23 protein-coding genes are annotated in these 25,372 nt (G+C 38.6%); 1 reads left to right on the forward strand and 22 read right to left on the reverse strand.

Annotation, left to right across the window (positions count from 1 at the left end; translation table 11 throughout):
* Positions 1–261: 261 nt before the first annotated feature.
* The 14 genes from opp2A to IGL86_RS12025 all read right to left on the reverse strand — a co-directional run bounded on the left by opp2A (position 262) and on the right by IGL86_RS12025 (position 16,615).
* Complete coding sequence (gene opp2A / locus IGL86_RS11960; protein ID WP_002408275.1) at positions 262–2,040, reverse strand: oligopeptide ABC transporter substrate-binding protein Opp2A; 1,779 nt, start codon at positions 2,038–2,040, stop codon at positions 262–264.
* 28 nt (positions 2,041–2,068) lie between these two features.
* Complete coding sequence (gene opp2C, locus IGL86_RS11965) at positions 2,069–2,992, reverse strand: oligopeptide ABC transporter permease Opp2C (protein ID WP_002365358.1); 924 nt, start codon at positions 2,990–2,992, stop codon at positions 2,069–2,071.
* A gap of 27 nt (positions 2,993–3,019) precedes the next feature.
* Positions 3,020–3,982: an oligopeptide ABC transporter permease Opp2B gene (opp2B, locus tag IGL86_RS11970; RefSeq protein ID WP_002354943.1), complete on the reverse strand. Its 963-nt coding sequence runs from the start codon at positions 3,980–3,982 to the stop codon at positions 3,020–3,022.
* Positions 3,982–4,926, reverse strand: a complete 945-nt coding sequence (gene opp2F, locus IGL86_RS11975) for an oligopeptide ABC transporter ATP-binding protein Opp2F (protein ID WP_002415658.1) — start codon at positions 4,924–4,926, stop codon at positions 3,982–3,984. Before opp2F ends, opp2B begins: the two co-directional genes overlap by 1 nt.
* Positions 4,926–5,966 (reverse strand): oligopeptide ABC transporter ATP-binding protein Opp2D, encoded by a 1,041-nt coding sequence (opp2D, locus tag IGL86_RS11980; protein WP_002367425.1) that lies wholly within the window; start codon positions 5,964–5,966, stop codon positions 4,926–4,928. The genes opp2F and opp2D overlap by 1 nt, the downstream gene beginning before the upstream one ends.
* Before the next feature lie 263 nt (positions 5,967–6,229).
* Positions 6,230–6,469 carry an acyl carrier protein gene (gene acpP, locus IGL86_RS11985; RefSeq protein ID WP_002354939.1) on the reverse strand — a complete coding sequence of 80 codons (240 nt, stop codon included), beginning with the start codon at positions 6,467–6,469 and terminating at the stop codon, positions 6,230–6,232.
* 136 nt (positions 6,470–6,605) lie between these two features.
* Positions 6,606–7,607, reverse strand: a complete 1,002-nt coding sequence (gene plsX, locus IGL86_RS11990) for a phosphate acyltransferase PlsX (protein ID WP_033625864.1) — start codon at positions 7,605–7,607, stop codon at positions 6,606–6,608.
* 102 nt (positions 7,608–7,709) lie between these two features.
* Entirely contained in the window at positions 7,710–9,746 is a 2,037-nt protein-coding gene (recG, locus tag IGL86_RS11995) for an ATP-dependent DNA helicase RecG (RefSeq protein WP_033625863.1), read from the reverse strand.
* 115 nt (positions 9,747–9,861) lie between these two features.
* Positions 9,862–11,538: a DAK2 domain-containing protein gene (locus tag IGL86_RS12000; protein ID WP_002354936.1), complete on the reverse strand. Its 1,677-nt coding sequence runs from the start codon at positions 11,536–11,538 to the stop codon at positions 9,862–9,864.
* Positions 11,539–11,620: 82 nt separating this feature from the next.
* Complete coding sequence (locus IGL86_RS12005; RefSeq protein WP_002354933.1) at positions 11,621–11,983, reverse strand: Asp23/Gls24 family envelope stress response protein; 363 nt, start codon at positions 11,981–11,983, stop codon at positions 11,621–11,623.
* A 211-nt stretch (positions 11,984–12,194) separates the two neighbouring features.
* Positions 12,195–12,914: a LytR/AlgR family response regulator transcription factor gene (locus IGL86_RS12010; protein ID WP_002413786.1), complete on the reverse strand. Its 720-nt coding sequence runs from the start codon at positions 12,912–12,914 to the stop codon at positions 12,195–12,197.
* Position 12,915: 1 nt separating this feature from the next.
* Entirely contained in the window at positions 12,916–14,244 is a 1,329-nt protein-coding gene (locus IGL86_RS12015) for a sensor histidine kinase (protein ID WP_033625862.1), read from the reverse strand.
* 228 nt (positions 14,245–14,472) lie between these two features.
* Positions 14,473–15,714, reverse strand: a complete 1,242-nt coding sequence (locus IGL86_RS12020; RefSeq protein WP_033625861.1) for an ABC transporter permease — start codon at positions 15,712–15,714, stop codon at positions 14,473–14,475.
* Positions 15,707–16,615, reverse strand: a complete 909-nt coding sequence (locus IGL86_RS12025) for an ATP-binding cassette domain-containing protein (RefSeq protein ID WP_049095406.1) — start codon at positions 16,613–16,615, stop codon at positions 15,707–15,709. Before IGL86_RS12025 ends, IGL86_RS12020 begins: the two co-directional genes overlap by 8 nt.
* Before the next feature lie 266 nt (positions 16,616–16,881).
* On the opposite strand from IGL86_RS12025, the gene rpmB reads away from it, so the two are divergent.
* Complete coding sequence (rpmB, locus tag IGL86_RS12030) at positions 16,882–17,070, forward strand: 50S ribosomal protein L28 (protein WP_002354928.1); 189 nt, start codon at positions 16,882–16,884, stop codon at positions 17,068–17,070.
* A gap of 102 nt (positions 17,071–17,172) precedes the next feature.
* Here the strand turns inward: rpmB and IGL86_RS12035 are convergent, their stop codons facing one another.
* From IGL86_RS12035 to def, 8 genes are all read right to left on the reverse strand, one after another.
* Complete coding sequence (locus tag IGL86_RS12035; RefSeq protein WP_033600674.1) at positions 17,173–17,817, reverse strand: thiamine diphosphokinase; 645 nt, start codon at positions 17,815–17,817, stop codon at positions 17,173–17,175.
* Complete coding sequence (rpe, locus tag IGL86_RS12040; RefSeq protein ID WP_002354925.1) at positions 17,814–18,467, reverse strand: ribulose-phosphate 3-epimerase; 654 nt, start codon at positions 18,465–18,467, stop codon at positions 17,814–17,816. Before rpe ends, IGL86_RS12035 begins: the two co-directional genes overlap by 4 nt.
* Before the next feature lie 23 nt (positions 18,468–18,490).
* Positions 18,491–19,384 (reverse strand): ribosome small subunit-dependent GTPase A, encoded by an 894-nt coding sequence (gene rsgA, locus IGL86_RS12045; protein WP_002383241.1) that lies wholly within the window; start codon positions 19,382–19,384, stop codon positions 18,491–18,493.
* Between the two features lie 249 nt (positions 19,385–19,633).
* Positions 19,634–21,790 carry a serine/threonine protein kinase IreK gene (ireK, locus tag IGL86_RS12050; protein WP_033625859.1) on the reverse strand — a complete coding sequence of 719 codons (2,157 nt, stop codon included), beginning with the start codon at positions 21,788–21,790 and terminating at the stop codon, positions 19,634–19,636.
* Complete coding sequence (locus IGL86_RS12055) at positions 21,787–22,536, reverse strand: Stp1/IreP family PP2C-type Ser/Thr phosphatase (protein WP_002383239.1); 750 nt, start codon at positions 22,534–22,536, stop codon at positions 21,787–21,789. The genes ireK and IGL86_RS12055 overlap by 4 nt, the downstream gene beginning before the upstream one ends.
* Position 22,537: 1 nt before the next feature.
* The gene (gene rsmB / locus IGL86_RS12060; RefSeq protein ID WP_033625858.1) at positions 22,538–23,917 is read right to left on the reverse strand and encodes a 16S rRNA (cytosine(967)-C(5))-methyltransferase RsmB; all 1,380 of its coding nucleotides are present in this window, start codon (positions 23,915–23,917) and stop codon (positions 22,538–22,540) included.
* A gap of 5 nt (positions 23,918–23,922) precedes the next feature.
* On the reverse strand, positions 23,923–24,864 hold the full coding sequence (gene fmt, locus IGL86_RS12065) for a methionyl-tRNA formyltransferase (RefSeq protein WP_002383238.1): 942 nt from the start codon (positions 24,862–24,864) through the stop codon (positions 23,923–23,925).
* Entirely contained in the window at positions 24,857–25,351 is a 495-nt protein-coding gene (gene def, locus IGL86_RS12070) for a peptide deformylase (protein WP_002371656.1), read from the reverse strand. The genes fmt and def overlap by 8 nt, the downstream gene beginning before the upstream one ends.
* Positions 25,352–25,372 lie beyond the last annotated feature (21 nt).

Consider the following 25,372-nt stretch of genomic DNA (forward strand, 5'->3'; position numbering starts at 1 on the left):
GTTCTATTCAGAAAAAGCCTGTTATTCACTGTGTTCTCATTATTTTTTAGAAAAAAATAAATAAATAGAGCTATGATTGAGATAAAAGCGTTTGTTTACGTAAGAGATAGAAAGAGCGTGGGACAAAAATCACTTTGGATTTTTGCGCCACGCTCAAAAACTGATAAACGGCGGGAACAGAAGCAACTCCTCCTTATTTCTCGGAGTTAAACACTTCTGTCCCGACCTCGTTCTATCTCTATTAAATCAGCGGAACGTTGTTTAACGTTTTTCCGCAGTGACACCCACTGTTGCCCATGGATTATCTTTCGTATCAACTGCCCAAGTAAAGTCAACTACACGGTCGTTGACAGGCAAGACTTCATTTCTGTAAAGCGTTGGGATTACAAACGCTTCATCAATGGCATACTCTTGCCAATCGTAGAAGGCTTTTTTACGTTTTTCTTCATCAAATGATGCTTTTGAATCAATCGCATCAAGTAATTTAGTATTTTCTTCTGACTCAAAACGTGTATAGTTAAAGGCTGAGTTTGGACCATATAAGCCGGTTGGTGAAGGATCTGAACCTGTGCCCCACGCGCCTTGATAGATATCTACTTCTGGGTCATCATTTTTCAATTTATCATAGAATGCTTGGAAATCAATTAAGCGTCCTGTTGTATACGTTACGTTTAAGCCAATTTCTTTCCATTGTTGGACATAGTAATCAGCAAGTGGTTGTGCAGTTTCGCCGCCTGACATTGAAGCAAACTTGATTTCTAGTGGTTTGCCTTCTTTGTCTTCGCGAATGCCATCGCCGTCTACGTCTTTATAACCAGCATCGTCTAATAATTTTTTCGCTTTGTCTAAATCAAGCGTATAGCCTTTCGCTTCGCTATCATGCAAGCTCTTGAAGACTGGTGGGATTAACGTTGTTGCCCCTGTTCGTAAGCCGTTGTAGAATTTTTGGCCGACTGCATCATTGTCAATTGCATAGCCCATGGCTTGACGTAAGCTTTTATCTGCCATTTTAGCTTTTGGATTGTATTTCACTGTATTTGTTTCTTTGTCAAACGTGCCCATTTTAAAGCCAATATACGTGTAGGCTTGTTCGGGACGTCCTAAGATTTGATACCCTTCAGTATCTTTGTATGTTGGATACGTATCTGTTGGCATTGATAATGCAATATCGTATTGTTTCGCTTTCATCGCTTCTACAATGCTCGCAGAAGGCACAGATTTGAACACTAATTTATCTAATTTTGGTTTGCCACCGTAGTAATACTCATTTGGTAGGTATTCAACAGATTCACCTGTCACAATATTACTCATGTAGTATGGTCCAATAGTTACAGGGTTTTTACGAACTGCATCGCTTGATTCCATGTCTTTAACAGCAATTCCTTCAAAGGCATGTTTTGGTAAAACTGAACCCCAAACACCGCCACCTAATTGTTGCATTCCTGGGTGAACTTCTTTATAAGTGATTTTAACTTCTTTATCATTGACTTTTTCTATGCCAGAAATGGTTGGCGATTTACCATCATGGTAGTCTTCCATGCCAACAATATTCGTAAAGTTATCATCATAACGAATCCCTGTATAGTCTTTATGACCAATGACTTCATAAGAGAAAATCACGTCATCTGCCGTCACATCTTTACCGTCAGACCATTTCAAATTGTCACGTAATTTAATGGTTGCTGTATTGGCATCTTCATCTAATTTCAGATCCGCAGGACCCCCATCGACAATCTTAAAGTCTGCATCATTGTTAAATAATGGCTGTACCGTTGGAAGCATGTATTGTGCATCATAGTTGTCTTGATAAAATTCTTGCTGGAAAAGTCCTTGGAATTGTGTATCCATAACTACAGCGACATCTAATGTCCCGCCATCAATTGCTTTTTTATCATTTTTAACAGCGATTGGCATTTTTGAAATGTCTTCTGTTTCCGTTGCTTTATTGCCCCCGCCTTTATTGCCGCCACCACATGCAGCTAACCCGAATACTAACACAGAAGCTAACGTGATTGCACCTAAAATCCGTTTCTTGTTCATCTCTTTTCCTCCCTCATTTTTTGGCTAATTAGCCTAATCGTTGTCGTGCATCTGCTGAGCGCTTAAATGCTTGTCCAACATAGTTTATACTTAACATCAAGACTAAAATTAGAATTGATGCAGGTAACCAAACCCATTGTTTATTGACTAATACATCTCCACTGCTGGCGTAGCCAATTAAGGTTCCTAAACTTGGGACACTTTGTGGTAACCCGAAGCCTAAGAAAGTTAACGTTGTTTCGATCCCGATATTGGCCGCGAAATTAATCGTTAAGTTCGTAATAATTAATGAACTTAAATTCGGCATAATTTCTCGAAACATAATTTTAAAATCGCTTGTTCCCATTGTCTTAGAGGCACTAACGTAATCTCGGCGCCCTTCAGATAACGTTTTACTGCGGAACAACCGCGCTTTTCCAACCCAATAAAACGCACACATAATCCAAATAAAGGACCAGATACTATATTTAGGAATCACGGAAACGAACACAATAATAATTAACATAATTGGCAAAATCATAATAAAATCCACGATACGCATCAAAATATTATCAATCATGCCTCCATAATAACCGGAAATAATCCCTAAACCGACCCCGATAATAGACGTAATAATCGTAATGGCAAAACCGATTAAAATCGAGTTTCTAGCCCCGATAATCAATTGTCCTAAAACATCACGACCCCCTTCATCGGCACCTAAAATGAACTTGGTGCCATTCATTGTAACGGTACCTGGTTCCGCATATTTATCTAAAATACTTACATGCATAACGGCACTTTGGTCTAACACTAACGAACCGATAAAAACGGCTAATAAGATAATGACCAAAAGGATTAAAGAAAACATCGCCATTTTTTCTTTGACGAATTCTCGCGCAATCATCCGAAAGCCCATTGGTGGAATACTTTCTTGTAAGACTTCTTCTCTTTTTTCTTCTGTCAATTCCATTTTTATCACCCTTTCTTCGTGTTTTTTCTACTGAATTCGAATTCTTGGATCAACAATACTCATTACAATATCAGAAATTAAGGTTCCGATAAGGGTTGCCAATCCCAAAATCAACACGAGAGCGGTAATAACGGAATAGTCACGTTGAATGATACTATCAATAAATAATTTTCCAATTCCTGGGAAAGCAAAAATCTTTTCAATAACGACTGATCCGGCAATCAAAGCAGTAATTTCATAACCTAATTGAGAGGCAATTGGTAATGCTGCATTTCTAAAAATGTGTCGATTAAAAATTTTATTCGTTGGCACTCCTTTTGAACGAGCAGTACGAACAAAGTCCATGTTTTTAACATCAATCACTTCACTGCGCAAATATTGAATAGTGACCGCTGTCCCTAGCAACGCTTGAGTGACCCCTGGTAAAATTAAATGCTTCAGTTTATCTAAATAATACGGCCACGTTCCCTCAGCCAAACCAACAGTCACGGTTCCACTCGTTGGGAACCAGTCTAAGCGATACCCAAAAATAAAGAGCATAATCAAGGCAAAGATGAATAATGGTACGGCAAAACTGAAGAAGTTGTAGATAACCACCATTTTGTCAAACCATGAATTTTGGTAACGGCCAGCAATTAAACCGAAAGGAATGGCGATTAAATACGTGATTATAACTGACACAGCGGCCAATGCAATCGTATTCCCCACCCGACCAGCAATGAGCGTGGACACAGGTAATTTAAAGATAAAACTATGACCAAAATCTCCATGTAAGGCATTGCCAATCCAACGGAAATATTGTTCGTACCAAGGATCATTTAACCCGGCAGCTTCGCGCATGGCTTCAATCACTTTCGGGTCTTGGTTCGGATTAATCAATCCTGTAAACGGATCACCTGGCATCATTTTAGCCAACAGGAAAATCAAGACACTTAAAATAATCACTTGCGGAATCATCAATAACAAACGGCGTAAAATTGTTTTCCACATTATTCAGCACCTCCATTTTTTAACGCTACTTGGTGGGTTGGACTAATCGAATGTAAGTTATAAACCCGCCCATTTTCATCATAATAGTCTTTATGATTTTCCCGATACTCTTGCTCAACTCTTCTTCGTTCTTCTTTGTGAGCTTCTCGGTTCGCTACGTCAATTTTAGGAATTGCTGAAAGTAAGCGTTTGGTATAAATGTGTTGTGGATTAGTGTAAATATCTTGGCGTGTACCGATTTCTACAAAACGGCCTTTGTACATAATGGCAATGTTGTCACACATATGTTTAACTACGCCCAAATCATGGGAAATAAATAAGTAACTTAACCCATATTCCTGTTGAATGTTTTTCATAAAATTCAATACCTGTGCTTGCACAGATAAGTCCAGTGCTGAAACAGGTTCATCTGCAATAATTAATTTGGGGCTGGTAGCCACCGCTCGGGCGACGCCTAAACGTTGGCGTTGCCCACCAGAAAATTCATGAGGATATTTGTACAACGCATCTTCTGGCATCCCCACAATGTCCAACAAACTTTTGACTTTTTTCTTTTCTTCTTGGTCACTTAACCGTTCAAAATTTCGAATTGGTTCGGCGATAATATCTAGTACTCGTTTTTTAGGGTTTAAACTTGACATCGAATCTTGGAAAATCATTTGGACATCTTTGTTGTATCCGATCGCTTTTCGACTTCGCGGCTTGGTTACATCTTGTCCTTGATAAATAATTTCACCATTTGTAATTTTTTCTAAACCAATAATTGCTTTTCCTGTCGTTGATTTTCCAGAACCCGATTCACCAACTAACCCATACGTTTTACCTTGTTCAATCATGAAATCCACACCATCAACCGCCAAAACATGATCAGTGATTCGATTGAAGAAGCCGCTGCGAATTGGATAATGAACTTTTAAATCTTTAATTTGAATAATTTCTGTCATTACGCTTCCCCTTCCCCGTCTCTAAAATGAAAATGTTTATAACATGTACAACGAACATAATGATTCGGTGCAACTTCATGTAATGTTGGATTTTCTTCATGTTCCGATGCATCAATCCAAGGAATTCGTGGGGCAAACCGACAACCTTTTCTAGGTAATTTGGTTAACGAAGGAACAATCCCTTCAATCACATGAAGTTCTTCTTCATCGGAATTCTCTTGGGGAATGGACTGAAGTAAGGAACGTGTATATGGATGTTTCGGATGACTAAACAATTCTTCAGCAGTGGCTACTTCTACAAACTGACCCGCATACATAACCGCTACACGATCAGCCATTTCCGCAACTACACCTAAGTCATGGGTAATTAAAATAATGCCGCTTCCCGTTTCTTCTTGTAAATCTTTTAACAAATCGAGAATTTGTGCCTGAATGGTAACGTCTAAGGCCGTTGTTGGTTCATCTGCAATTAAAATCGGTGGTTTACACGCGATTGCAATGGCAATAATCACCCGTTGGCGCATGCCGCCAGACAATTCATGAGGATACTGTTTCCCGACACGCTCTGGGTTGGGAATCCCCACTTGATCTAACAGTTCAATGGCCCGTGCTTGTTTTTGTTGTGCAGTCATTTTGGTATGATACGTGAGACTTTCTTTAATTTGGTCTTCAATTCGCATGAGCGGATTCAGTGCAGACAACGGATCTTGGAAAATCATCCCAATATCGTTTCCTCTGACTTTGTTGTACAATGTTTCATTAAACGTAGTTAAGTTTAAATTGTTGTATAAAATTTCCCCAGTAATTTTGGTATGATTGGGATCATGTAAGCCCATAATCGTTGTTGCTAAGGTACTTTTTCCACAACCAGATTCTCCGACGATTGCCAGAATCTCATTTTTCTTCAATTCAAATGAAACATCATCGACGGCATTATAATAATCATCTTTGATTCTAAATGCTGTTTCTAATCCTGAAACCTCTAATAATTGTTCATTTCCTTGCATCCATACGCACCCCTTACGTCCTTTCAAAAACATTATATAAATTAACTAATATTTAATGATAGCACTTTCTAATTTTTATCAATGTTAATTTACAGCTCATTGTTTTTTCATAATTTTATAGAATTATTCCATAAAAAGCAAGATAAAATAACTTTTTTCGCAGTTATTTTTTTACATGTATGATTTTTTTTACAAAAACATGTGTAAAAATAGCCTTATTGCTTAATAAAATAACCATTATGTACGCAAAAAAAGTCGATTAACAGGAATGTTAATCGACTTTGTCTTATTATTTTTTATGAATTACTCACAATATAATCTACAGCGGCACCAACTGTTTCAATTTTTTCTGCATCTTCATCTGAAATCTCTGTTCCAAATTCATCTTCAAGTTCTAAAACAAACTCCATTACGCTAATTGAGTCAGCGTTCAAATCATCTTTAATGTTTAATTGATCTGTTACTTGATCCGCTTCAATATCAAAGTGGTTTGAGATAATCTTCGCTACTTTTTGAAGTACTTCTTCACGAGTCAACTGTATTCACCTCCACTGCTTTTGAAAAAAGGTTCTTTCTTTTACTAAAACGCTAAGATACATTGTACTCACAATTTGGGTATTTGTCCATCTTTTTTTCATTTGAGTAACAAACTGATGTCAAGACAATTGCAAATTACTCTGCTTTGCCTTCATAATATTCCACTAATTGTGGGACAACTTGGGTTTCTAACATTGTATGAATTTGACGAATGGTGTAGCGGACGGCATCAGAACCCGTGGCCCCATGCGTTTTAATGACTGGCGCTTTTAAGCCAAATAAAACCGCTCCCCCATGTTTTGAGTAGTCCATTTCGTCTTTCATGCCACGCAACGCATTCTTTAATAATAAGGCGCCCATTTTTCCTTTGACACCTTCAGAAAGAATCGCTGTTTTCAGCAAGCTCATCATGTTCATAGCTGTGCCTTCGATAGATTTTAAAACGGCATTCCCTGTGAAGCCATCTGTCACCACCACGTCAGCTACGCCATTTAATAATTCTCGTGCTTCAACGTTTCCGACAAAATTAATCGTTTCATCTGCTGCTAACAATTCGAAGGCTTTTTTCGTTAATTCACTGCCCTTTGTTTCCTCAGTTCCGTTATTTAATAGACCGACACGAGGATTCTGAACGTTCCGAACTTTTTCAGCATAGAATGAACCTAAAACGGCATACTGAACCAAATGTTCTGGTTTATTGTCTGCATTGGCTCCTAAATCTAACATGTCAAACCCTTTGTCTGGTTCTCCCATGACAGGTAAAGTTGACATCAAACCGGGACGTTCCACATTTTTGATGCGGCCGACAATGAAAAGACCCGCTGCTAATAGCGCTCCGGTGTTGCCTGCAGAAAAAATCGCATCGGCTTCCCCATTTTTAACTGCTTGCGCTGCTAAAACCATGGAAGCAGTTTTCTTACGACGGATTGCCTTCACTGGCTCATCGTCACTAGCAATTTTTTCATCGGTATGAATAATCGTAATGTTTTTTTCATCGGTGATGTATTTTTTTATTTCGGCTTCTTTTCCATATAATTGAAATTCAATGTCTGGGAAGTCTTGTTTGGCTAGCATAACCCCTTCAACAATTGCTTGTGGGGCGTTATCTCCACCCATTGCATCTACAGCAATTTTCATGAGTGATTCCCTCCTACTTTTTTGTTTCCTAACAAGTATAACATATTTTTTTCAAAGAAATACGTATTGGCTTTTACTTTCTGGCTTCAAAAATTACCTCTTCTAATCGAAAAATTGGGCTTCCTCATCTTGGGGTTTCACTCGATTGGCTAAGCCTTGATAAGCAGGATATTGCCACCACTCTTTCACTTTCCATAGGGCACTTGCTTCTTGGCGCGCAACTTCTAAAATGTTAAAGTCCGTCACGATATCTCCTACCGCAAATTGAGGCACCCCTGATTGCCGTGCACCGAACACTTCCCCAGGTCCGCGAAGTTCCAAATCACGCTCACTCAAGACAAAACCATTGGTGGTTTCTGTCATGATTTTCATACGCTCAACGCCCATTTCATTTTTCGGATTGGCCACTAAAATACAATAAGATGCACTGGAGCCACGCCCCACACGTCCCCGTAACTGATGTAATTGTGCTAACCCAAACCGGTCCGCATCCATAATTAACATCACTGTGGCATTTGGTACATTCACGCCAACTTCAATAACGGTGGTAGAAACCAATAATTGCAGCTGATTGTCTTTGAACTCCTGCATAATGTCATCTTTTTCTTGGTTTTTCATTTTACCATGTAGTAATCCCACTTGATATCTTGGGGAATAAAAGCTTTGCATATGTTCAAAAATTTCTGTTGCGTTTTTCACATCTAAGGCTTCTGATTCTTCAATCAAGGGACAAATAATATAGGCTTGATGTCCTCGAGCCAGCTCTTTTTCCATCCATTCTAAAACAGTATCTAACTGCGGCGGCCGAATCCAACGTGTTTCGATTGGAATCCGTCCAGCTGGCATTTCATCAATGATTGATACATCCATTTCGCCATAGGCTGTAATGGCCAGCGTTCGAGGAATCGGAGTGGCCGTCATAAATAGAACATCTGGTTTTAAGCCTTTTTCTCTTAATATTTTTCTCTGATTCACACCAAAACGATGTTGCTCATCGGTGATTACCAAACCTAATTGATGAAAACTGACATCTTGTTGTATCAAAGCATGGGTCCCTACCACAATGTCAATCTCGCCATTGGCCAGTTCTTCGAGAATTAGACGACGTTCTTTCGTTTTGGTGGAACCTGTTAATAAGGCCGTTCGCACTTCTAATGGATCAAACAACTGCTGTAAGCTTTCCATGTGTTGCTGCGCTAAAATTTCAGTCGGAACCATTAACGCCCCTTGAAAGCCAGCGGTCATGGTGGCGTATAGCGCAATCGCAGCCACTACCGTTTTCCCACTCCCCACGTCACCTTGAAGCAATCGTTGCATATGCTTCGGACTTCGCAAGTCTCGACAAATTTCATTGGTCACTTTTTTTTGGGCGCCTGTCAATTCAAACGGCAGTCCTTGGGTGAACGTTTTTAAGCGATCCACGTCATATTGAATAGCTAAACCATTTTTTTCCGCTTTTTCTTGTTTCTTCAATCCTTGCATTTTAAGTTGGAAAAGGAAAAACTCTTCAAAGACTACTCGTCGTTTAGCTTGATGGCTTTCTTCTGGATTACTGGGAAAATGCATCGCCCACATTGCTTCTTTTCTAGGCATCAAGCGGTACTTTTCTAATAAATCATTCGGTAAAATCTCTTCAACCAGTGAACCATACTCTTCAAAAGCAGTGCGGATTAACTGAACCAACGTGCTTTGGCGGACTTTTTTATTCACATGATAAATGGGGGCGAAATCTTCATTGTCTCCTTGAGAAGCTAAGATTTTCATGCCATTTAATGATTTTCTCTTGGCATCCCATTTGCCATAAACAGCAATTTCTTCGGAAAGAACTACTTTGTCTTTTAAAAAAGGTTGATTGAAGAAGGAAACATTAATGACCGCATGTTCTTGCATCATTCGAAACGTTAACCGGCTCTTCTTATAACCGTACCGACTAACGACTGCTTCCGAAACCACTAGCCCTTTTAGCGTAACTTTTTCCTGATCCTGAATCTCGCTTAAATCCTTTTCTTGGATATCATCGTAGCGGAAGGGATAATACGTCAATAAGTCTTCAATTGTAGCAATCCCCAGTTCTTGTAAATTTTCAGCACGTTTTGGGCCAACACCGGGCAATACGCTGACTAAATCTGTGATGTCCATAAAATCCCCTCCTCATTAATATACGCAAAAAAATGGATCATTCATTAAATAGGCTGGTTCATTAGCCCTAACTAATGAACCAGCCTATTCGTTTTTATTTTTTCATCACGAAAACCTATTCTGCTGAGAATAAGTATGGATACACAGGTTGTCCACCTTCATGAAGTTCTGTTTCTAGTTCATCGTTTTCAGAAACTAAAATAGCGATTAGCTTTTCAGCTTCTTCAACCGAACCATCTTCGCCGACAATAATTGTCACGATTTCAGTGTCTTCATCAATCATGCGGTTCAACGTGTCTAATGATGCATTAAAACGATCTGCTTCAGAAACGACGATTTTACCATCAATCATTCCTAAGAAGTCATCTTTTTTAATTTCAACGTCATCAATGGTTGTGTCACGAACAGCTGTGGTTACTTGACCACTCACAACGCTGTCTAACATTTCCGTCATACTTGCTTTATTTTCTTCTAATGATTGTTGATCATTGAAAGCTAACATTGCTGTCATTCCTTGAGAAATGGTTTTAGATGGAACAACCGCTACTGGTACATCGGCAACTTCTGCTGCTTGATCAGCCGCCATAAAGATGTTTTTGTTGTTTGGTAAAATAATGACTTGCTCTGCATTCACTTCTTTGACTGCTTTTAAAATATCTTCCGTACTTGGGTTCATTGTTTGGCCACCACTAATAATGTAGCTTGCACCTAAACTTCGGAATAATTCTTGAACGCCTTCACCGGCTGCAATAGCAATCACAGCAAACGGTACGCGAACTTTTTCAGTCAACGCTTCTTGCTGAGCATCGCGTTCAACTAACGTTTCATGTTGTAAACGCATATTGTCTACTTTTATTTTTACTAACGAACCAAATTTTTGGCCGTAGTTCATCACTTCACCTGGATGCTCGGTGTGTACGTGAACTTTGATAATTTCGTCATCGTTAACGACTAATAGAGAATCGCCTAGTTCATTTAAGTAGTTTCTGAATGTTTCATAATCAAAAGCGCTGTCCACGGTTGGGCCTTCGCCGATACGAACCATAATTTCTGTACAATAGCCAAATTTAATGTCTTCTGTCGCAACGTGACCACTAACACCACGGTGATGTTCAGCATTAACCATTTCGTCCATTTCGGCAGGACTTGGTTCATACGTTTCAGTTGGTAAAAATTCACCACTAAGCGCTTCTAAAAATCCTTCATAGATAAATAGTAGTCCTTGACCCCCACTATCTACAACGCCGACTTCTTTTAGGACAGGTAATAAATCAGGTGTTTTCGCTAAGGCACGTTTAGCACCTGCTACAACAGCTGTCATAACTTCGATACAGTCATCTGTTTCTTTCGCTTTACGTTCACCAGAACGCGCCGCTTCACGAGAAACAGTTAAGATTGTTCCTTCAACAGGTTTCATCACTGCTTTATACGCTGTTTCTACACCATGTGTAAATGCAGCGGCCAAGTCTTTGGCATTTAATGTTGTAACCTCAGGAATTTGTTTTGAGAAGCCGCGGAATAATTGAGATAAAATAACCCCAGAATTTCCACGAGCACCCATTAATAACCCTTTGGATAACGCGCCTGCTAATTCTCCTACTTTTTCAGAGCGAGAATCGGCCACAGCCTTTGCACCACTGGTCATTGATAAGTTCATATTTGTTCCTGTATCACCATCGGGTACAGGGAAAACGTTTAATGAGTTGACATATTCTGCATTTGTGTGCAGACGAGTCGCACCTGCCTGGACCATTTCCTGGAACTGACCTGCGCTGATTTCTGTTACATTCACCTAAAAAATCCTCCTTCAGATTTACCGCTAACGGCAACACACGACTTCCTTGTGCAATTGCATCGTTGACAGTACACTACCTCTAATCCGGTAATACACGAACTCCTTGAACAAAAACGTTAACTGAATTCGCAGTGACACCTAATAATGTTTCAAGATTATATTTTACTTTTTCTTGGACGTTACGAGAAACTTCAGAAATTTTTGTACCATAACTAACAATCGTGTAGACATCCACTGCGATTCCGTTGTCTTCTTGACGAACAACGACACCACGTGAGTAATTCTCACGACGTAAAATATCGTTTAAGTTATCTTTAATTTGATTTTTGCTTGCCATTCCGACAATTCCGTAAATATCTGTCGCAGCTCCGCCAACTACTGTAGCGATCACATCATTGGTAATCTCAATGGTACCTGCGGGTGTTTGAATTTTTACAGCCATTGATGAAAGCCTCCTTATAAGAGCACATTCGCCCTATTTTCTTCCATAACATTTTATCATATCCAGCCTTTAATTAAAAGGAAGTTCGTCAGATATTATAGACCCTTCCTCATAATTACCAACATTTGTACAATTTACAACGTTTGTCGTGCATTGTCAATGCAGAAAAAGACAAGATTCGACTTGGTTCATTGAATCTTGTCTGCTGATTTTAGAGGTTTTTCATGGCTCTCACTGAGACTAAACATCTTTCTCCGTTACTCATTTCGACAATCCGTTCGCTTTTTATAACTTTACTTATATGCTTGCGGTTGATTAAATATGATTTGTGACAACGATAAAAGTCATTAGACTGTTCTTCAATCTCCTTTAAGGAACCATAAAATTCAATTTCTCCGTTTTCAAGATGTAAAACGATTTTATGCGATACGGAAGAAGATTCAAAAAAAATGATTGTTGCCATATCTACAGACCGAATGGTATCGCCGTCCTTAAATTTAAATAATTTTTTTGTATCTCCACGTTCACTAGTTATACGTTCATGAGCCAATTGAATATTTTCACAGATTTTCTGCTGTAGATGTTCTTTGTTGTCTTTAATGATATAATCCAGCGCTTCCACTTTATACGTAAACGTCAGATAGGACAGTTCCCCATGTGTTGTGACAAAAACGATTTTACCTAAATTATCGTAGTCTCTGATTTTAGCTGCTAAGGTTAATCCTGACATTTCATGTTGTAAATCAACATCTAGAAAATATAACCCAATTATTCTAGACTGACTTTTGACAAATTCAAGTACTTCTAACGGATTTCCTGTTGAAAAAACCAGTTCCATATCAAGACTTTCCATCATTATGTAATTTTTAACATAGGTTTCCAACATTTGTCGTTGTCGCCAATCATCTTCGCAAATAATAATAGAAATCACCTTATTCGCACCTCCTATTGTTTTCAATCGTCAATTTTTGAGTAAACCATCCATCACTGATGGAGGTAGCTAGTTGAACATTATTTAGGGATTGAAGCAATTCTTGAACATTACTCAATCCCATTCCTCTATCAGTGCCTTTTAATGAAAAACCGCGTTGCTTAAGTAGATGGAATTTTGGTAAATTTTTCCTACATGAATTTTGGATGATAATATGTACAGCAGAGGCATCTTTATATACAGCGATTACAAGCTTACCCTCACCTAAAAATTCGATTTCTTCTATAGAGTTATCTAAAAAAATACCTAGTATTCTAACCAAAGAAATTGAATCAATGGCTAATTCTTCAATTGATTCAGTCACTTCTAACTGTACATCCATTCCTTTTTCTTGCGTTGAAATCAACTTAGACACAAGGAGACTTTTAACTTCTCTTACTCGAATGTTTCCAATCGCTTCTAACTTGAACCCATTTTGGTCAATGCATTTTGATGCTTTCTTTATTTTATTGAAATAATAGTCATTAAGACTCTCGTAATCTCCACTTACAATAAAATCTTCTAATGAATTTAGGATATTTTTATAATCATGCCGAAACTTCCGAATCTCCTTGAATTGTTTCTCCATTGCCTCCATATATCTCTGATTTTCTAAATATTCTGTTTCCTTCTGTTGAATATCATATTTATTTTTGAGCGAACTAAGATACACAATAAAAGAAATTAATGAAACAACTAAATAGAGCGTGAGAAAGATGGAATTTACTACAATTATTTCCTTGTTATTCCCCAAATATTTTCCTAAAACCAGGCTGGTATAGTAGATAATCATTGTGCCGATTCCTATCAAATTAAAAAGCAGAAGACATTCATTGATAATAGAAAACTTTTTTTCTAGTTTTTTTATCCCCTTTATCATTAATATCGTCAGAATTACTGATAGTGCTAGCCGAAATGTACTATGTAAAAACATAGTTAAATTACTTGAAAAAATTAGTTCTGTGCCAAATATTTTTTCCTTTATAAAGGATACAAACTGACCACTTATAGCTGAAATAATGACGATATAAGAATTTATACCTAAAACTTTAATAAGGCTTTTAGAGATAAAAAAATAACCTAAAATTATTATACTCAAATAAATCCAAGCAAATCCATACATTCCTATAGCAGAAATTATTTTGCCATTCAAAATTGCGATAACCATCAATCCGAAAATACTATGTAAAGTAATTTTTTTATTAAGCTTTACTACTTTTGACTTTAGATAATTAAAGAACACTTGAAACACTGCCGTGATATTACTTAGAATAAAAACAAACCTCACCAAATTAAAACCTCCTTATATTTCAGTTAATAAAAAAAGTATATACTCTAATAAAAGACAATTCAAGCTTTCTTTATAAGTGAAACTGAGAAAAAGTAGATTTCGGTGCCCGACTATTACGCTATAAACAAAAATTGTACACTCGCTATACTGAGTGTACAATTTCAATTACTTTTTTATTTATCAAAATAAATGTTTTATACATGAGAGTTGCGACAAGATTTTTTATACTCATCTAACAGAATATTTCCCAGATTTAAACGCTTTTTTGAAAACATTTATAAGTTTATCTCCACTATAAATAAACACGCCCCCTTGATAAACACTCTTCCCTAGAAACGCTAAAATCATAGTAAAGACCAGATTAATTCCCATCGCTACTGCAAAAGCATTTAACGATGCATCCCCCAGCATATAACGTGCGTACATGACTATCGGTGATAGATACGGTATATAAGATGAAAGGATAGTCGCTTGGTTACTTCCTAATCCAGTTGCAAGAATCATTACCATAAACATCGCAATAAATAAAGGAATAATCAAAATATACATCAACTGTTGAACTTCCTGAACAGAGGAAACAACAGAACCTAAAATAGCAGCCGTAACAGAATATAGCAAATAACCTAAAACGAAACATATGACAGCTAAGATGATTGCTTGACTATTTTTGCCTTCACTCAAAAAGTCAAATACTCCTGTACTATCTCCAAAAATTCCATAAGATGCATACGCAGCCCCAAAAATTGCTGCTGCTTGCGTTACCCCAACTAGCCCAATGCCAACAATTTTACCAATTAAATGCTGAACTGGTGTAATTGTTGTGAGTAAAATTTCCATAACTCTTGAACTCTTTTCCACCGCAATGTCTTGGGCAACCATTGTAGAAAAGAGCATAACTGCAATGTAGAGAATAAAACCAACAATATAAACTAGTATTAATGTTTGAACCGAATTATCTTGATTTCCAGCTAAAGATTCTAAGGATAAACGTGTGCTTTCATTCAAAAACTGTTGTTGCGCCGCATCAATATTTAATTGATTTAATTTAATCGATTGATTTACAGTGGTTACAAGACTTTGTAATTGTTCAGACACATTATATTGGAGAGCTCCTTCGTAATAAATTTTTCCTTCGTATAGACCAGCGCTACTCTTTTCAATTTTCAAAATGGTTTTACTCGCTCTATCTTTCAGCTCTTTCTCAGCATCTGATAACTTTTGACCGCCGTCAACAAAGTTCAGATTGGTACCTTTACCAACTTCTTTCAGCATAGTAACAGTCTCTTGATTATTTGAAACAACAAGGATGGTTTCTTTACTTGGTTCCTCTTTTTTTAGAATCCCTTCATAATTCATTCCCAAAAATGTCCCTACCATCAAAACCAACAGTATAATAACAAAAACTTTTGACACGACTTTTTGTTTGTATGTTTCTAAAGCAATCGTCACTATATTTTTCACTTTACTCACCCACTCTTTCTAGAAAAATATCATTTAACGAAATTGGCTCAATTCTGAATTGCTGAATATTTTCTGATTGAAAAATAAATTTTTGAATTTTCTTCGCAGTACATTCATCTTTTACATAAAAAGAAATAACATCATTTTCTTCTTTATACGATTCTATTTCAAAATCTTGCTTTAATATTTCTCTGTCAAAATCAGCCTGAACAATCACTTTTCTTTTATCCGTTTCATCTTTGATTTCTTTTAAATTTCCTTCTAAAATAACCTCACCCTTTTTCATCATACAAATGTTTTCACAGATTTCTTCTACGTTTGCCATTTGATGAGAGCTGAAAATTATCGTAGCACTATTTTCCTTCAAAAAAAGAATTGCTTCTTTTAGTTGATTCGCATTAATCGGGTCTAGCCCAGAGAATGGTTCATCCAAAATGACAAGCTTGGGTCCATGAATGATCGATGCAATAAATTGAATCTTTTGTTGATTCCCTTTTGACAATTCACTAATTTTTCGATCTACGTTCTTTTGTATCTTAAAAAAATCCAGCCAAAAGAGGATACTTTTTTCAATTTCTTTCTTTTTCATTTTACGGAGCTTCCCAAAGAAAGTTAATTGTTGTCTCACCGTTCTTTTCGGATATAGGCCACGCTCTTCTGGAAGATAACCGACCTCTTTAGCATCAAAGCGATCAACTTTACGTCCCTGCCAGGTTATTTCCCCTTCATCAGGAGAGTAGATGCCTAAAATATGGCGGAAAATAGTAGTTTTACCTGCACCGTTTGCGCCTAAGAAGCCGTAAATTTCGCCTTCTGAAATAGTCAAATTGATTCCTTTAATAATTTCCTGCTCATTCATTTTCTTTTTCAACTTTTTAATTTCTAAGCTCATATTTTCCTCCTTTTTCATTTATCTAAGTACTTTAATTATATTAATCAAACACGGACCACTACATTTTTTTCTTGAACTCTTAAATTTTCATCTTTATCGTCTTACGTTTGTGCATGGATTTCTTAAGTATTTAAAATCAGACAATGAAAAACTATCACCTGACAAGCTACTTTTGTTGTTAGTCACTAAAAATCTTCTTGCAAATCAGTGCCTAATATGATAAATTAAGTTAGTATGAGCTGAATATTATCGCTCCAAGATCAAGGCAAAGGAGGAAACTTAAAATGGCAAAAGTATGTTACTTCACTGGTCGTAAGACTTCAAGTGGTAATAACCGTTCACATGCGATGAACTCAACAAAACGCACTGTGAAACCTAACTTACAAAAAGTTCGCGTATTAATCGATGGTAAACCTAAAAAAGTTTGGGTGTCAACTCGTGCTTTGAAATCTGGTAAAATCGAACGTGTTTAATAAACTTAAATAAGCAAAGCTGGACGTTCGTTGTTCGGCTTTTTTTATTGCATAAAAAAAGAGGTTGGACCTTCATCGCATTGATGAAGGTCCAACCTCTTTTTACTTGTCTTTACTTTGAATAACCGCAATCATCCCTGCATCGAAGGAAAAAGCAGCGGCTTCTTCGATAAATTCATTACTTGCATACGATGTTGGGTAAGGAACATCTTGATTGGTTAATAAATATTTACTGCGTCGTAGCGTCAAGTTTTCTACAGGCGTCAAACAGCAGTAGGCCAGATATTCTTTATCTGGCTCTTTCTGTACGATATACGAACCAGGGGCGTAATACTGGATGCTATTTTGACGATCGCATAGACGGATTTGGCGAAGTACACCTTGAAATCGTGGTTCAAAGGGTAACCAAAGATTGGCTAACAGGTGGTCAATTCTGCCCCCTGTTGCACCGATAATCGTCATCTCTGCTTGTGGAAATCGTTGTAAAGCTTCTTGAAGTGCTAATTGTGTGTCTGTATCATCTTTTTCAGCAGGTGCTTGGATAAGTGTTTCGGCAGTTTCTTGGACAAAATGGTATTCTTCTCGTGATAATGAATCAAAATCGCCCACCGCTAATTGTAACGGTAAATCGGCCTCTAATAAATGGAGACAGCCGCGATCAATACCTACAAAATAATCATACGTAGCTGGTTCAATGGTTGGCCAATCACTTGGCTCACCGCCAGCTACCAGTAAGACACGACTCATTTGTCTAGCACTGCTCTCAGTGCATCGATTCGTTCTTGAGGATTTTCAGCATTATAAATGTAGGAGCCTGCAACAAACACTTCCGCACCAGCTTCTTTGCAGCGTGCGGCAGTTTCAGGAACAATCCCGCCATCGACTTCAATTTCATAGGTGTATCCTTTTGTTTCTTTCCATTCTTTTAATTGAGCAATTTTTTCTAGTGAGTTTTCAATAAATGATTGTCCGCCAAAGCCTGGATTGACAGTCATTACCAAGACTTGATCTGCCAAGTCTAATACATTTTCGATCATCGAAAGTGGTGTCCCAGGATTGATGGTTACGCCAGCTTTCACACCCGCATTTTTAATCATTTGTAAGGCACGATGAATATGGGGTGTTGCTTCTTGATGGACAGTAATAATATCCGCACCGGCTTCCGCAAAGGCATTGATATAATTTTCAGGTTGTACAATCATCAAATGAACATCCAATGGTAGTTTTGTCACTGGACGAATCGCTGAAACGATATTCGGTCCTAAGGTAATGTTGGGCACAAATTGACCGTCCATGACATCAACATGAATATAATCTGCTCCTAATTCTTCTACTAAACGGATATCTCTTTCTAAATTGGCAAAATCGGCACTTAAAATGGATGGTGCTAGTTTCATTTGGCTCGCTCCCTTTATATTTGCTATGATTTTTTCTTATAAACAGGTCGTCGATTCTCGATTTCCATTAAAAACTGTAAATAATTTTCGTAACGACTCGTCGCAATGGTTCCCGCTTCCACTTGGCGTTTCACTTCACAACCAGGTTCTTTGTGGTGCATACATTCACGAAACTTACAGTGAGAGGCCGCGGCAACAAATTCAGGAAATTGCTTTGGTAATTCCACTGCTTCCATCTCCAAGAAATCGATGGCACTAAATCCTGGTGTATCAGCAACCAAACCGTCGTATAACGGAATCAACTCCACGTGACGGGTCGTATGTTTGCCCCGTCCTAAAGATTGGGAAATTTCCGCAGTTGCTAGTTGTAATTCTGGTGAAATTTGATTCAACAATGTTGATTTTCCAGCGCCTGATTGTCCCATAAAAACAGTCAACCGTTCTGGGAAAAAGCGTTCTAATTCTTTGGTGGCTTCTACGTCTTCCGAAGCGATTACCGCATAATCTAACGCTTCATAAATCTGTTTAATTTCAGTGACTTCTTGACGTTGCGGCTCATCTAATAGATCAACTTTCGTTAAATAAATAACTGGTTCTATATCCTTATACTCTAAGCTGACTAAGAAACGATCCAACAAATTAAACGAAAAATTTGGCGAAACCATACTCATGACAACCACACCTAGATCCACATTTGCAACAGGCGGGCGCACTAATTCATTTCGTCTTGGTAAAATTTCCAACACATAACCATCTGTTAAATTATCGCTTTCAAAAAGTACTTCATCTCCCACGAGTGGCGTAATTTTTCGATTACGAAAATTCCCTCGCGCTCTTGTTTGATATGTTTCTCCATCTGCGTATACATAATAAAAACCGCTTAACGCTTTTCTGATTTGACCTTTCAGATAAACCACTCCTAACTACTTTCGAATATACAGGATAGTGGCAGAGAAATCAAGAGAGCCTCTCGATTCTATTAATTAAAAAGAGCCTAGGACATAAGTCGAAATGACTTACCTTCCTAGACTTAAATCTTAAGATAAACGGCGGGACAGGAGCAGCTTCTTCAGAAATAAGCCGAAATTCCTCGAAAGACGAAAAGCATCTTTCGGAAATTTCTTCTTATTTCTTGAAGCTAAACACTCCTGTCCCAACCTCTTGTCTTAATTACTCGTACTACTTTCACTAGTGGTGCTTTTTGAATCATTTGCTTTTGAATAATAAACCGTAACAGCGTCGCCTTTTTTGACTTTGCTGCCAGCGGATGGGCTAGTTCGTTCAACGACTTGGCCATCGCCAGAGCCAGATAATCCTTGTTCATTGATTTTAAGGCCAGCGTTATTGATGCTGTCTTCTGCAGCTTTTGGCGAATAACCTGAAATATCAGGAACAGTTACTGAGTCGCTGCCTTTGCTGACATGTAAAGTAATCGTGTCATTTTTCGGATCAACAGCGGTACCAGAAGCTGGTTCTTGACTAATCACGGTATCTTTTTCAACTTTGTCGCTTTCTTCGTCCACTCGTTTAATTTGAGATTCTGGGATACCTAAAGCAATTAAGCGACTTACCGCATTATCATAAGAAATTCCGCTATAATCAGAAAGTGTCACTTTGTCGCTACCTTTACTTACATATAATGTCACTTGACCATTTTTAGATACTACGGTGCCCCCTGGTGCGGGGTCTTGCGTAATGACTAAACCTGGTTCTACCGTATCGCTTGCTTGGTCGACACGCGTAATTTGAGATTCAGAAATACCTAATTGTGCCAGTGCATTTACTGCATTTGTGTAAGAATAACCGGCGTAACTAGGCAAAGTAACCGCTTCTGGTCCTTCACTGACCGTTAAAGTGACGTTGTCTTTTTTCGGATCAACTTTTTTACCTGCAGCTGGTTTTTGTTTAATAATGTTATCTGTAGACACAGAATCACTGTATTCTTTTTTCGTTGTAATTTGGTCTTCTGAAAACCCTAGTTTTTTCAAGGCTTCGACAGCAGATTCATACGATTCCTTTGTATAATCGGCCATCTCAATTTTTTCTGTTCCAGAGCTGATATATAAAGTAACAGATCGGCCTTTTTTCACAGATGATTTTGCTTCGGGGTCTGTTTTGACCACCTTGCCTTCTTCAATCTTATCGTCGGGAATTTTTTTGGTTTCACTATCGACTTTCAGACCGGCACTTTGTAGCGCTTGTGAAGCGGCCGCTTTCGTTTCATTTGTAACATCAGGAACTTCAACGTCTTTACCGCCCGACATTGCAAAGGCTAAGCCACCTATTGCTAAAGCAATTAATGCCGCAATTGCTAAGCCAATCCACAATTTTTTGCGGTTTTTCTTCGGTGGTTGTTCAGCTAAAATGTCATCTGCGGTATCTTCTGGAACTTCGACAGGCGTTGTCTCTTCCGGTTCAGCGATGTCTTCGGGAATCGGAGTTAATACTTTCGTTTCTCCTAATAAAGCCGTTGGTTCCCACGCAGGTTCGTTTAAACGACTGGCTGACAAGGACGTGTATAAGTCTTCTGCCATCTCATTCGCTGTTTTGTAGCGATCGCTTGGGTCTTTTGCGGTTGCGTGACGAACCACATTTTCCAATGATTGAGGAATCCCTGGATCAAACATTTTGACAGAAGGAATTTCTTCTTGAAAATGTTTTAAGGCAATCGTTACGGCTGATTCACCATCAAACGGTACATTCCCCGTTAACATTTCATAGAGAATAATTCCCACAGCGTAAATATCTGATTGGTTAGTCGCCATGCTTCCGCGCGCTTGTTCTGGCGATAAGTAATGCACCGAACCTAACATTGTGTTCGTTTGCGTAATTGACGTTTCTGACAAAGCAATCGCAATCCCAAAGTCAGTAATTTTGACTGTGCCGTGTTCGTCAATCAGAATGTTTTGCGGTTTTAAATCCCGGTGAATAATTCTATGTTCATGTGCCATTGCGACAGCAGATAAAATTTGTTGCGTAATGTCCACAACTGTGGAATAAGGAATTGGGAAATGCGTTTGGATGTAACGTTTTAAGTCCATTCCTTTCACATATTCCATGACTAAATATTGTAGTCCATCTTCTTCGCCTACATCGTACACACTGACGATATTCGGGTGAACCAGCTCAGTTGCGGCTAGTGCTTCACGCTGAAAACGTCGGATGGCGGCTTGATCGTTTTGGAAGTCAAAGCGCAAGACTTTTACTGCAACGTCTCGGTCTAAAATTAAATCGTGTGCTAAATAGACGTTGGCCATGCCGCCGCTTCCGATGCTGCCAATAATGTGATATCGACCATTCAGCTTCTTGCCGATTTCTATCATTGGTTTTCCTCCTTCTGTTCGTCAAAGTGTATCACTAACACGGTAATGTTATCTAAACCACCCGCTTCATTTGCTTGGGCAACGAGTTGGCTTAATTTGGATTCTAAGGGATCTGACGTCTCTAAAATTTCTAAAATTTTTGTCTCAGGAACCATATTGGTTAAACCGTCCGAACATAACAGTAAATAGTCATTAGGCAGCCATTCATGATTGGTTACATCGACTTCGACAGTGCCAGGCATTCCCAAAGAACGTGTTAGGACATTTTTTCGTGGATGATTTGCAGCCATCTCACGAGTAATCTCCCCTGATTTTACTAGTTCATTCACTAAAGAATGATCTTCTGTTAATTGTAACATGTGTTGGTCACGAACTAAATAAGCACGACTATCCCCCACATTTGCTAAGACAAATGAATCCGGTAAAAGAATGGCACCAACCACGGTTGTCCCCATTCCTAAATACTCTGGTTTCGATTGTCCGCGTTCATAAATTTTTTCATTTTCCTTTTGAATTGCTTGAATTAACCACTGTGCAGATTTTTCAGCTGAGTCGACAGACGCATTGGACCAACTCTCACCTAAATTATTGACTGCCATTTGGCTAGCGACATCACCTGCTTGGTGGCCACCCATGCCATCTGCTAAAACAGCAAAGGTTACGTGTTGTTGGTTCTCAAAAACGTTGGCATAATCTTGGTTCGTATTTCTTTTGCGACCGACATCTGATTGAACGTTGATTTCCAAATTATTTCACCTCATTTGAACTAACTTTCCGCATACAGCAAATAAAGAAGCCATCTGTCATGTATTGATGGGGATACAGAACCAGTTCTTGCTCTTTTACTACTGCTTGGACGTTTTCATTTGCAACAATTTCAATTTTTTCAAATTCAGGGTGTTTGGCTAAAAAGGCTGCCACTACTTCCTGATTTTCTTCTGGCGTAATAGTACAAGTGCTATAGACCATTATACCCCATTGTTTTAGTGTTGGGGCAACACTTTCTAAGATTTCTAACTGAATTTTAGGTAAATTTTGAAAATCACTGGCCGTTTTATGGTATTTAATGTCTGGTTTACGGCGCATTAGCCCTAAGCCTGAACATGGTGCATCAACTAAAATCCGATCAAAGGTTTCTGCGGGAAATTCTTCGGCCACTTGTCGCGCATCAAGCTTTTCTGCTTGGACGACATCCGCCACATGGAGGCGTTGCGCATTTTCATTAATTAGCTTAATTTTGTGCGCATGAATATCTAAAGAAGTCACACGACCACCTGCTTCAGCCTCTAAAAAAGTTGCGATATGAGTCGTTTTGCCACCAGGAGCCGCACAAGCATCCAAGACACGATGATGCGGTTCAATTTGCATCGCTGGAGCCACGAGCATAGAGCTTTCATCTTGAATGGTTAAACAACCGTTAATAAACAGTTCACTGCCAGCTAAGTAGCCTTTTTCAGCGACAACACCATAAGGGGAAAGTTGACTTTCCTTTGCGGCAATCCCTGTTTCTTGTAATTCTTCCAGCGCTTCTTCTCGTGAAATAAACCGTGTGTTTACGCGGCCACTCGCATGGCTTTTTTCAAATAATGACAAACCCAACTGCCGTGTTTCTTCTTCGCCTAATTGGGCAAGTAATTTTTCTGTTAACCAACGTGGCATGCTAATTTCCGTGGCTAACCGATCAACTGGATCGCTAATTGCTGCCAAACTAGGTGCTCCATTTCGTTGGAACGCCCGCAGCACGCCATTCACGAATTTACCAATCCCAGGATTGCCACGACGTTTGCCAATTTCAACCGCTTCATTAATGACTGCATGATCGGGTACTTTATCTAAATAAAGTAATTGATATAACGATAAAATCAATAAATTTTTCACCCAATTATCGACTTTTTGCGGTTTCTTAACAAATGGTGTTAAGTAGTATTCCAACAATAATTTGCGACTAATTGTGCCGTAGACAAGTTCTGTAAACAAGCGGCCATCTTTCTCGCTTAGTTCTGATTTTGTCATCATTTCATTAAGTAAAAGATTGGAGTACGCCCCACCTTTATCCACACGTTCGATGGTTTCTAAAGCAACGTATCGAACAGAACGTTTTAATTTCTTGGGGATTTTTTCAGCCATTTTTGTTAGTCCACCTTATCTTTTTCTGCGACATTTTGACCAACGCCATTTAAAAATTCTTGAATCGTTAATTGACCTTTACCTGCTGGTTGCAGGCGATCAATTTGAAGGACTGTCCCTTCACCACAAGCAATCCACAGCGCTTTTTTACTACGTTGGATAATCGTTCCTGGGGCGCTGGTTGTTGTTTCAGTCAGTGGTGTCACTGCCCAAATTTTCCAGTTGGTCCCTTGGTAGGTTGTGAACGCTGTTGGCCAAGGACGCATACCACGCACTTGGTTATCAATTGCCTCAGCGGTTTTTTGCCAGTCAATTCGTTCTTGTTCTCGAGTAATATTTGGTGAAAAAGTAGCCTCTTCTTCCACTTGTGGAATAGGCGTAATTTCGCCAGCAATTAGCTTAGGTAACGTCTCTAATAAAAGTTCTTTTCCTAGAATGCTTAATTTTTCAAACATGGTGCCTACATCATCTTGTTTCGTAATCGGAATTGCACGTTGCGATAAAATCGCGCCAGCATCCATTTTTTTCACCATTTCCATAATCGTGACGCCTGTTTCTTTTTCTCCTTCAATAATCGAGTAATGTACAGGTGCGCCGCCACGATATTTTGGTAAAAGTGAGGCATGGACATTAATCGCACCTAGTTTGGGCGCTTTTAAAATTTTCTCTGGTAAAAATTGCCCAAAGGCTGCTGTCACAATTACATCTGGTGCTAAGTCAATCACTTTTTCCATTTCAGGAGAACCTGAAATTTTCTCTGGTTGTAAGACTAATAAGTTATGTTTTAAAGCTGCTTCTTTGACAGGCGTTGGGGTAATCACTTTTTTTCGGCCAACTGGTCGATCTGGTTGCGTGACAACCGCTTGAACGTCATAGCCTGCCTCGATTAAACTTTCTAAAATCGGAACAGAAAAGGCTGGTGTGCCCATAAATACAATTTTAGTCATCAAAATGTTCCTCCATATACGCTTCTAAATCTTCTGGTGCAATTTTCTCAATCATTTTGTCGATAAATAACTCGCCATTCAAATGATCAATTTCGTGTTGAAAAGCTCGAGCTAAATAGCCGTAAGCCGTAACTTCCATTTCTTCACCTTCACGGTCAAAATAACGGACAGTCACTTCATCTGCTCGTTCAACGGTTCCATATGTTTCTGGAATACTTAAACAGCCTTCCACATCAATACTGGTTCCTTTTTTTTCAATAATCACAGGATTAATTAGTTCAAAACGACCAGATTCTTCATCGATTTCAATCACTGCCATTTGCAAATTTTTCCCAATTTGCGGGGCTGCTAAGCCAATCCCATCATGGGCCAGCATTGTTTCATACATGTCCTCTAGTAACTGCACAATTTCATCGGTAATAATCGTCACAGGTTGAGCCTTCATTTTTAAGTGTTCGTTCGGGTGAATCACAACTGGATAGCGCATAAGTGCTCCTTTCAAAGCTGT

The organism is Enterococcus sp. DIV0774, from assembly GCF_050539095.1.
Taxonomy (GTDB): Bacteria; Bacillota; Bacilli; order Lactobacillales; family Enterococcaceae; genus Enterococcus; species Enterococcus faecalis.

Bases quoted from the DNA above. Each gene is read 5' to 3' on its own strand.
- IGL86_RS12005 (WP_002354933.1), bottom strand. From the start codon at position 11,983: ATGGCTGTAAAAATTCAAACACCCGCAGGTACCATTGAGATTACCAAT.
- rpe (WP_002354925.1), bottom strand. From the start codon at position 18,467: ATGAAACTAGCACCATCCATTTTAAGTGCCGATTTTGCCAATTTAGAA.
- opp2B (WP_002354943.1), bottom strand. From the start codon at position 3,982: ATGTGGAAAACAATTTTACGCCGTTTGTTATTGATGATTCCGCAAGTG.
- ireK (WP_033625859.1), bottom strand. From the start codon at position 21,790: ATGATAGAAATCGGCAAGAAGCTGAATGGTCGATATCACATTATTGGC.
- plsX (WP_033625864.1), bottom strand. From the start codon at position 7,607: ATGAAAATTGCTGTAGATGCAATGGGTGGAGATAACGCCCCACAAGCA.
- rpmB (WP_002354928.1), top strand. From the start codon at position 16,882: ATGGCAAAAGTATGTTACTTCACTGGTCGTAAGACTTCAAGTGGTAAT.
- opp2C (WP_002365358.1), bottom strand. From the start codon at position 2,992: ATGGAATTGACAGAAGAAAAAAGAGAAGAAGTCTTACAAGAAAGTATT.
- rsmB (WP_033625858.1), bottom strand. From the start codon at position 23,917: ATGGCTGAAAAAATCCCCAAGAAATTAAAACGTTCTGTTCGATACGTT.
- recG (WP_033625863.1), bottom strand. From the start codon at position 9,746: ATGGACATCACAGATTTAGTCAGCGTATTGCCCGGTGTTGGCCCAAAA.
- opp2A (WP_002408275.1), bottom strand. From the start codon at position 2,040: ATGAACAAGAAACGGATTTTAGGTGCAATCACGTTAGCTTCTGTGTTA.
- IGL86_RS12035 (WP_033600674.1), bottom strand. From the start codon at position 17,817: ATGAGTCGTGTCTTACTGGTAGCTGGCGGTGAGCCAAGTGATTGGCCA.
- def (WP_002371656.1), bottom strand. From the start codon at position 25,351: ATGCGCTATCCAGTTGTGATTCACCCGAACGAACACTTAAAAATGAAG.
- IGL86_RS12025 (WP_049095406.1), bottom strand. From the start codon at position 16,615: ATGAAAAAGGAGGAAAATATGAGCTTAGAAATTAAAAAGTTGAAAAAG.
- opp2F (WP_002415658.1), bottom strand. From the start codon at position 4,926: ATGACAGAAATTATTCAAATTAAAGATTTAAAAGTTCATTATCCAATT.
- opp2D (WP_002367425.1), bottom strand. From the start codon at position 5,966: ATGTTTTTGAAAGGACGTAAGGGGTGCGTATGGATGCAAGGAAATGAA.
- fmt (WP_002383238.1), bottom strand. From the start codon at position 24,864: ATGACTAAAATTGTATTTATGGGCACACCAGCCTTTTCTGTTCCGATT.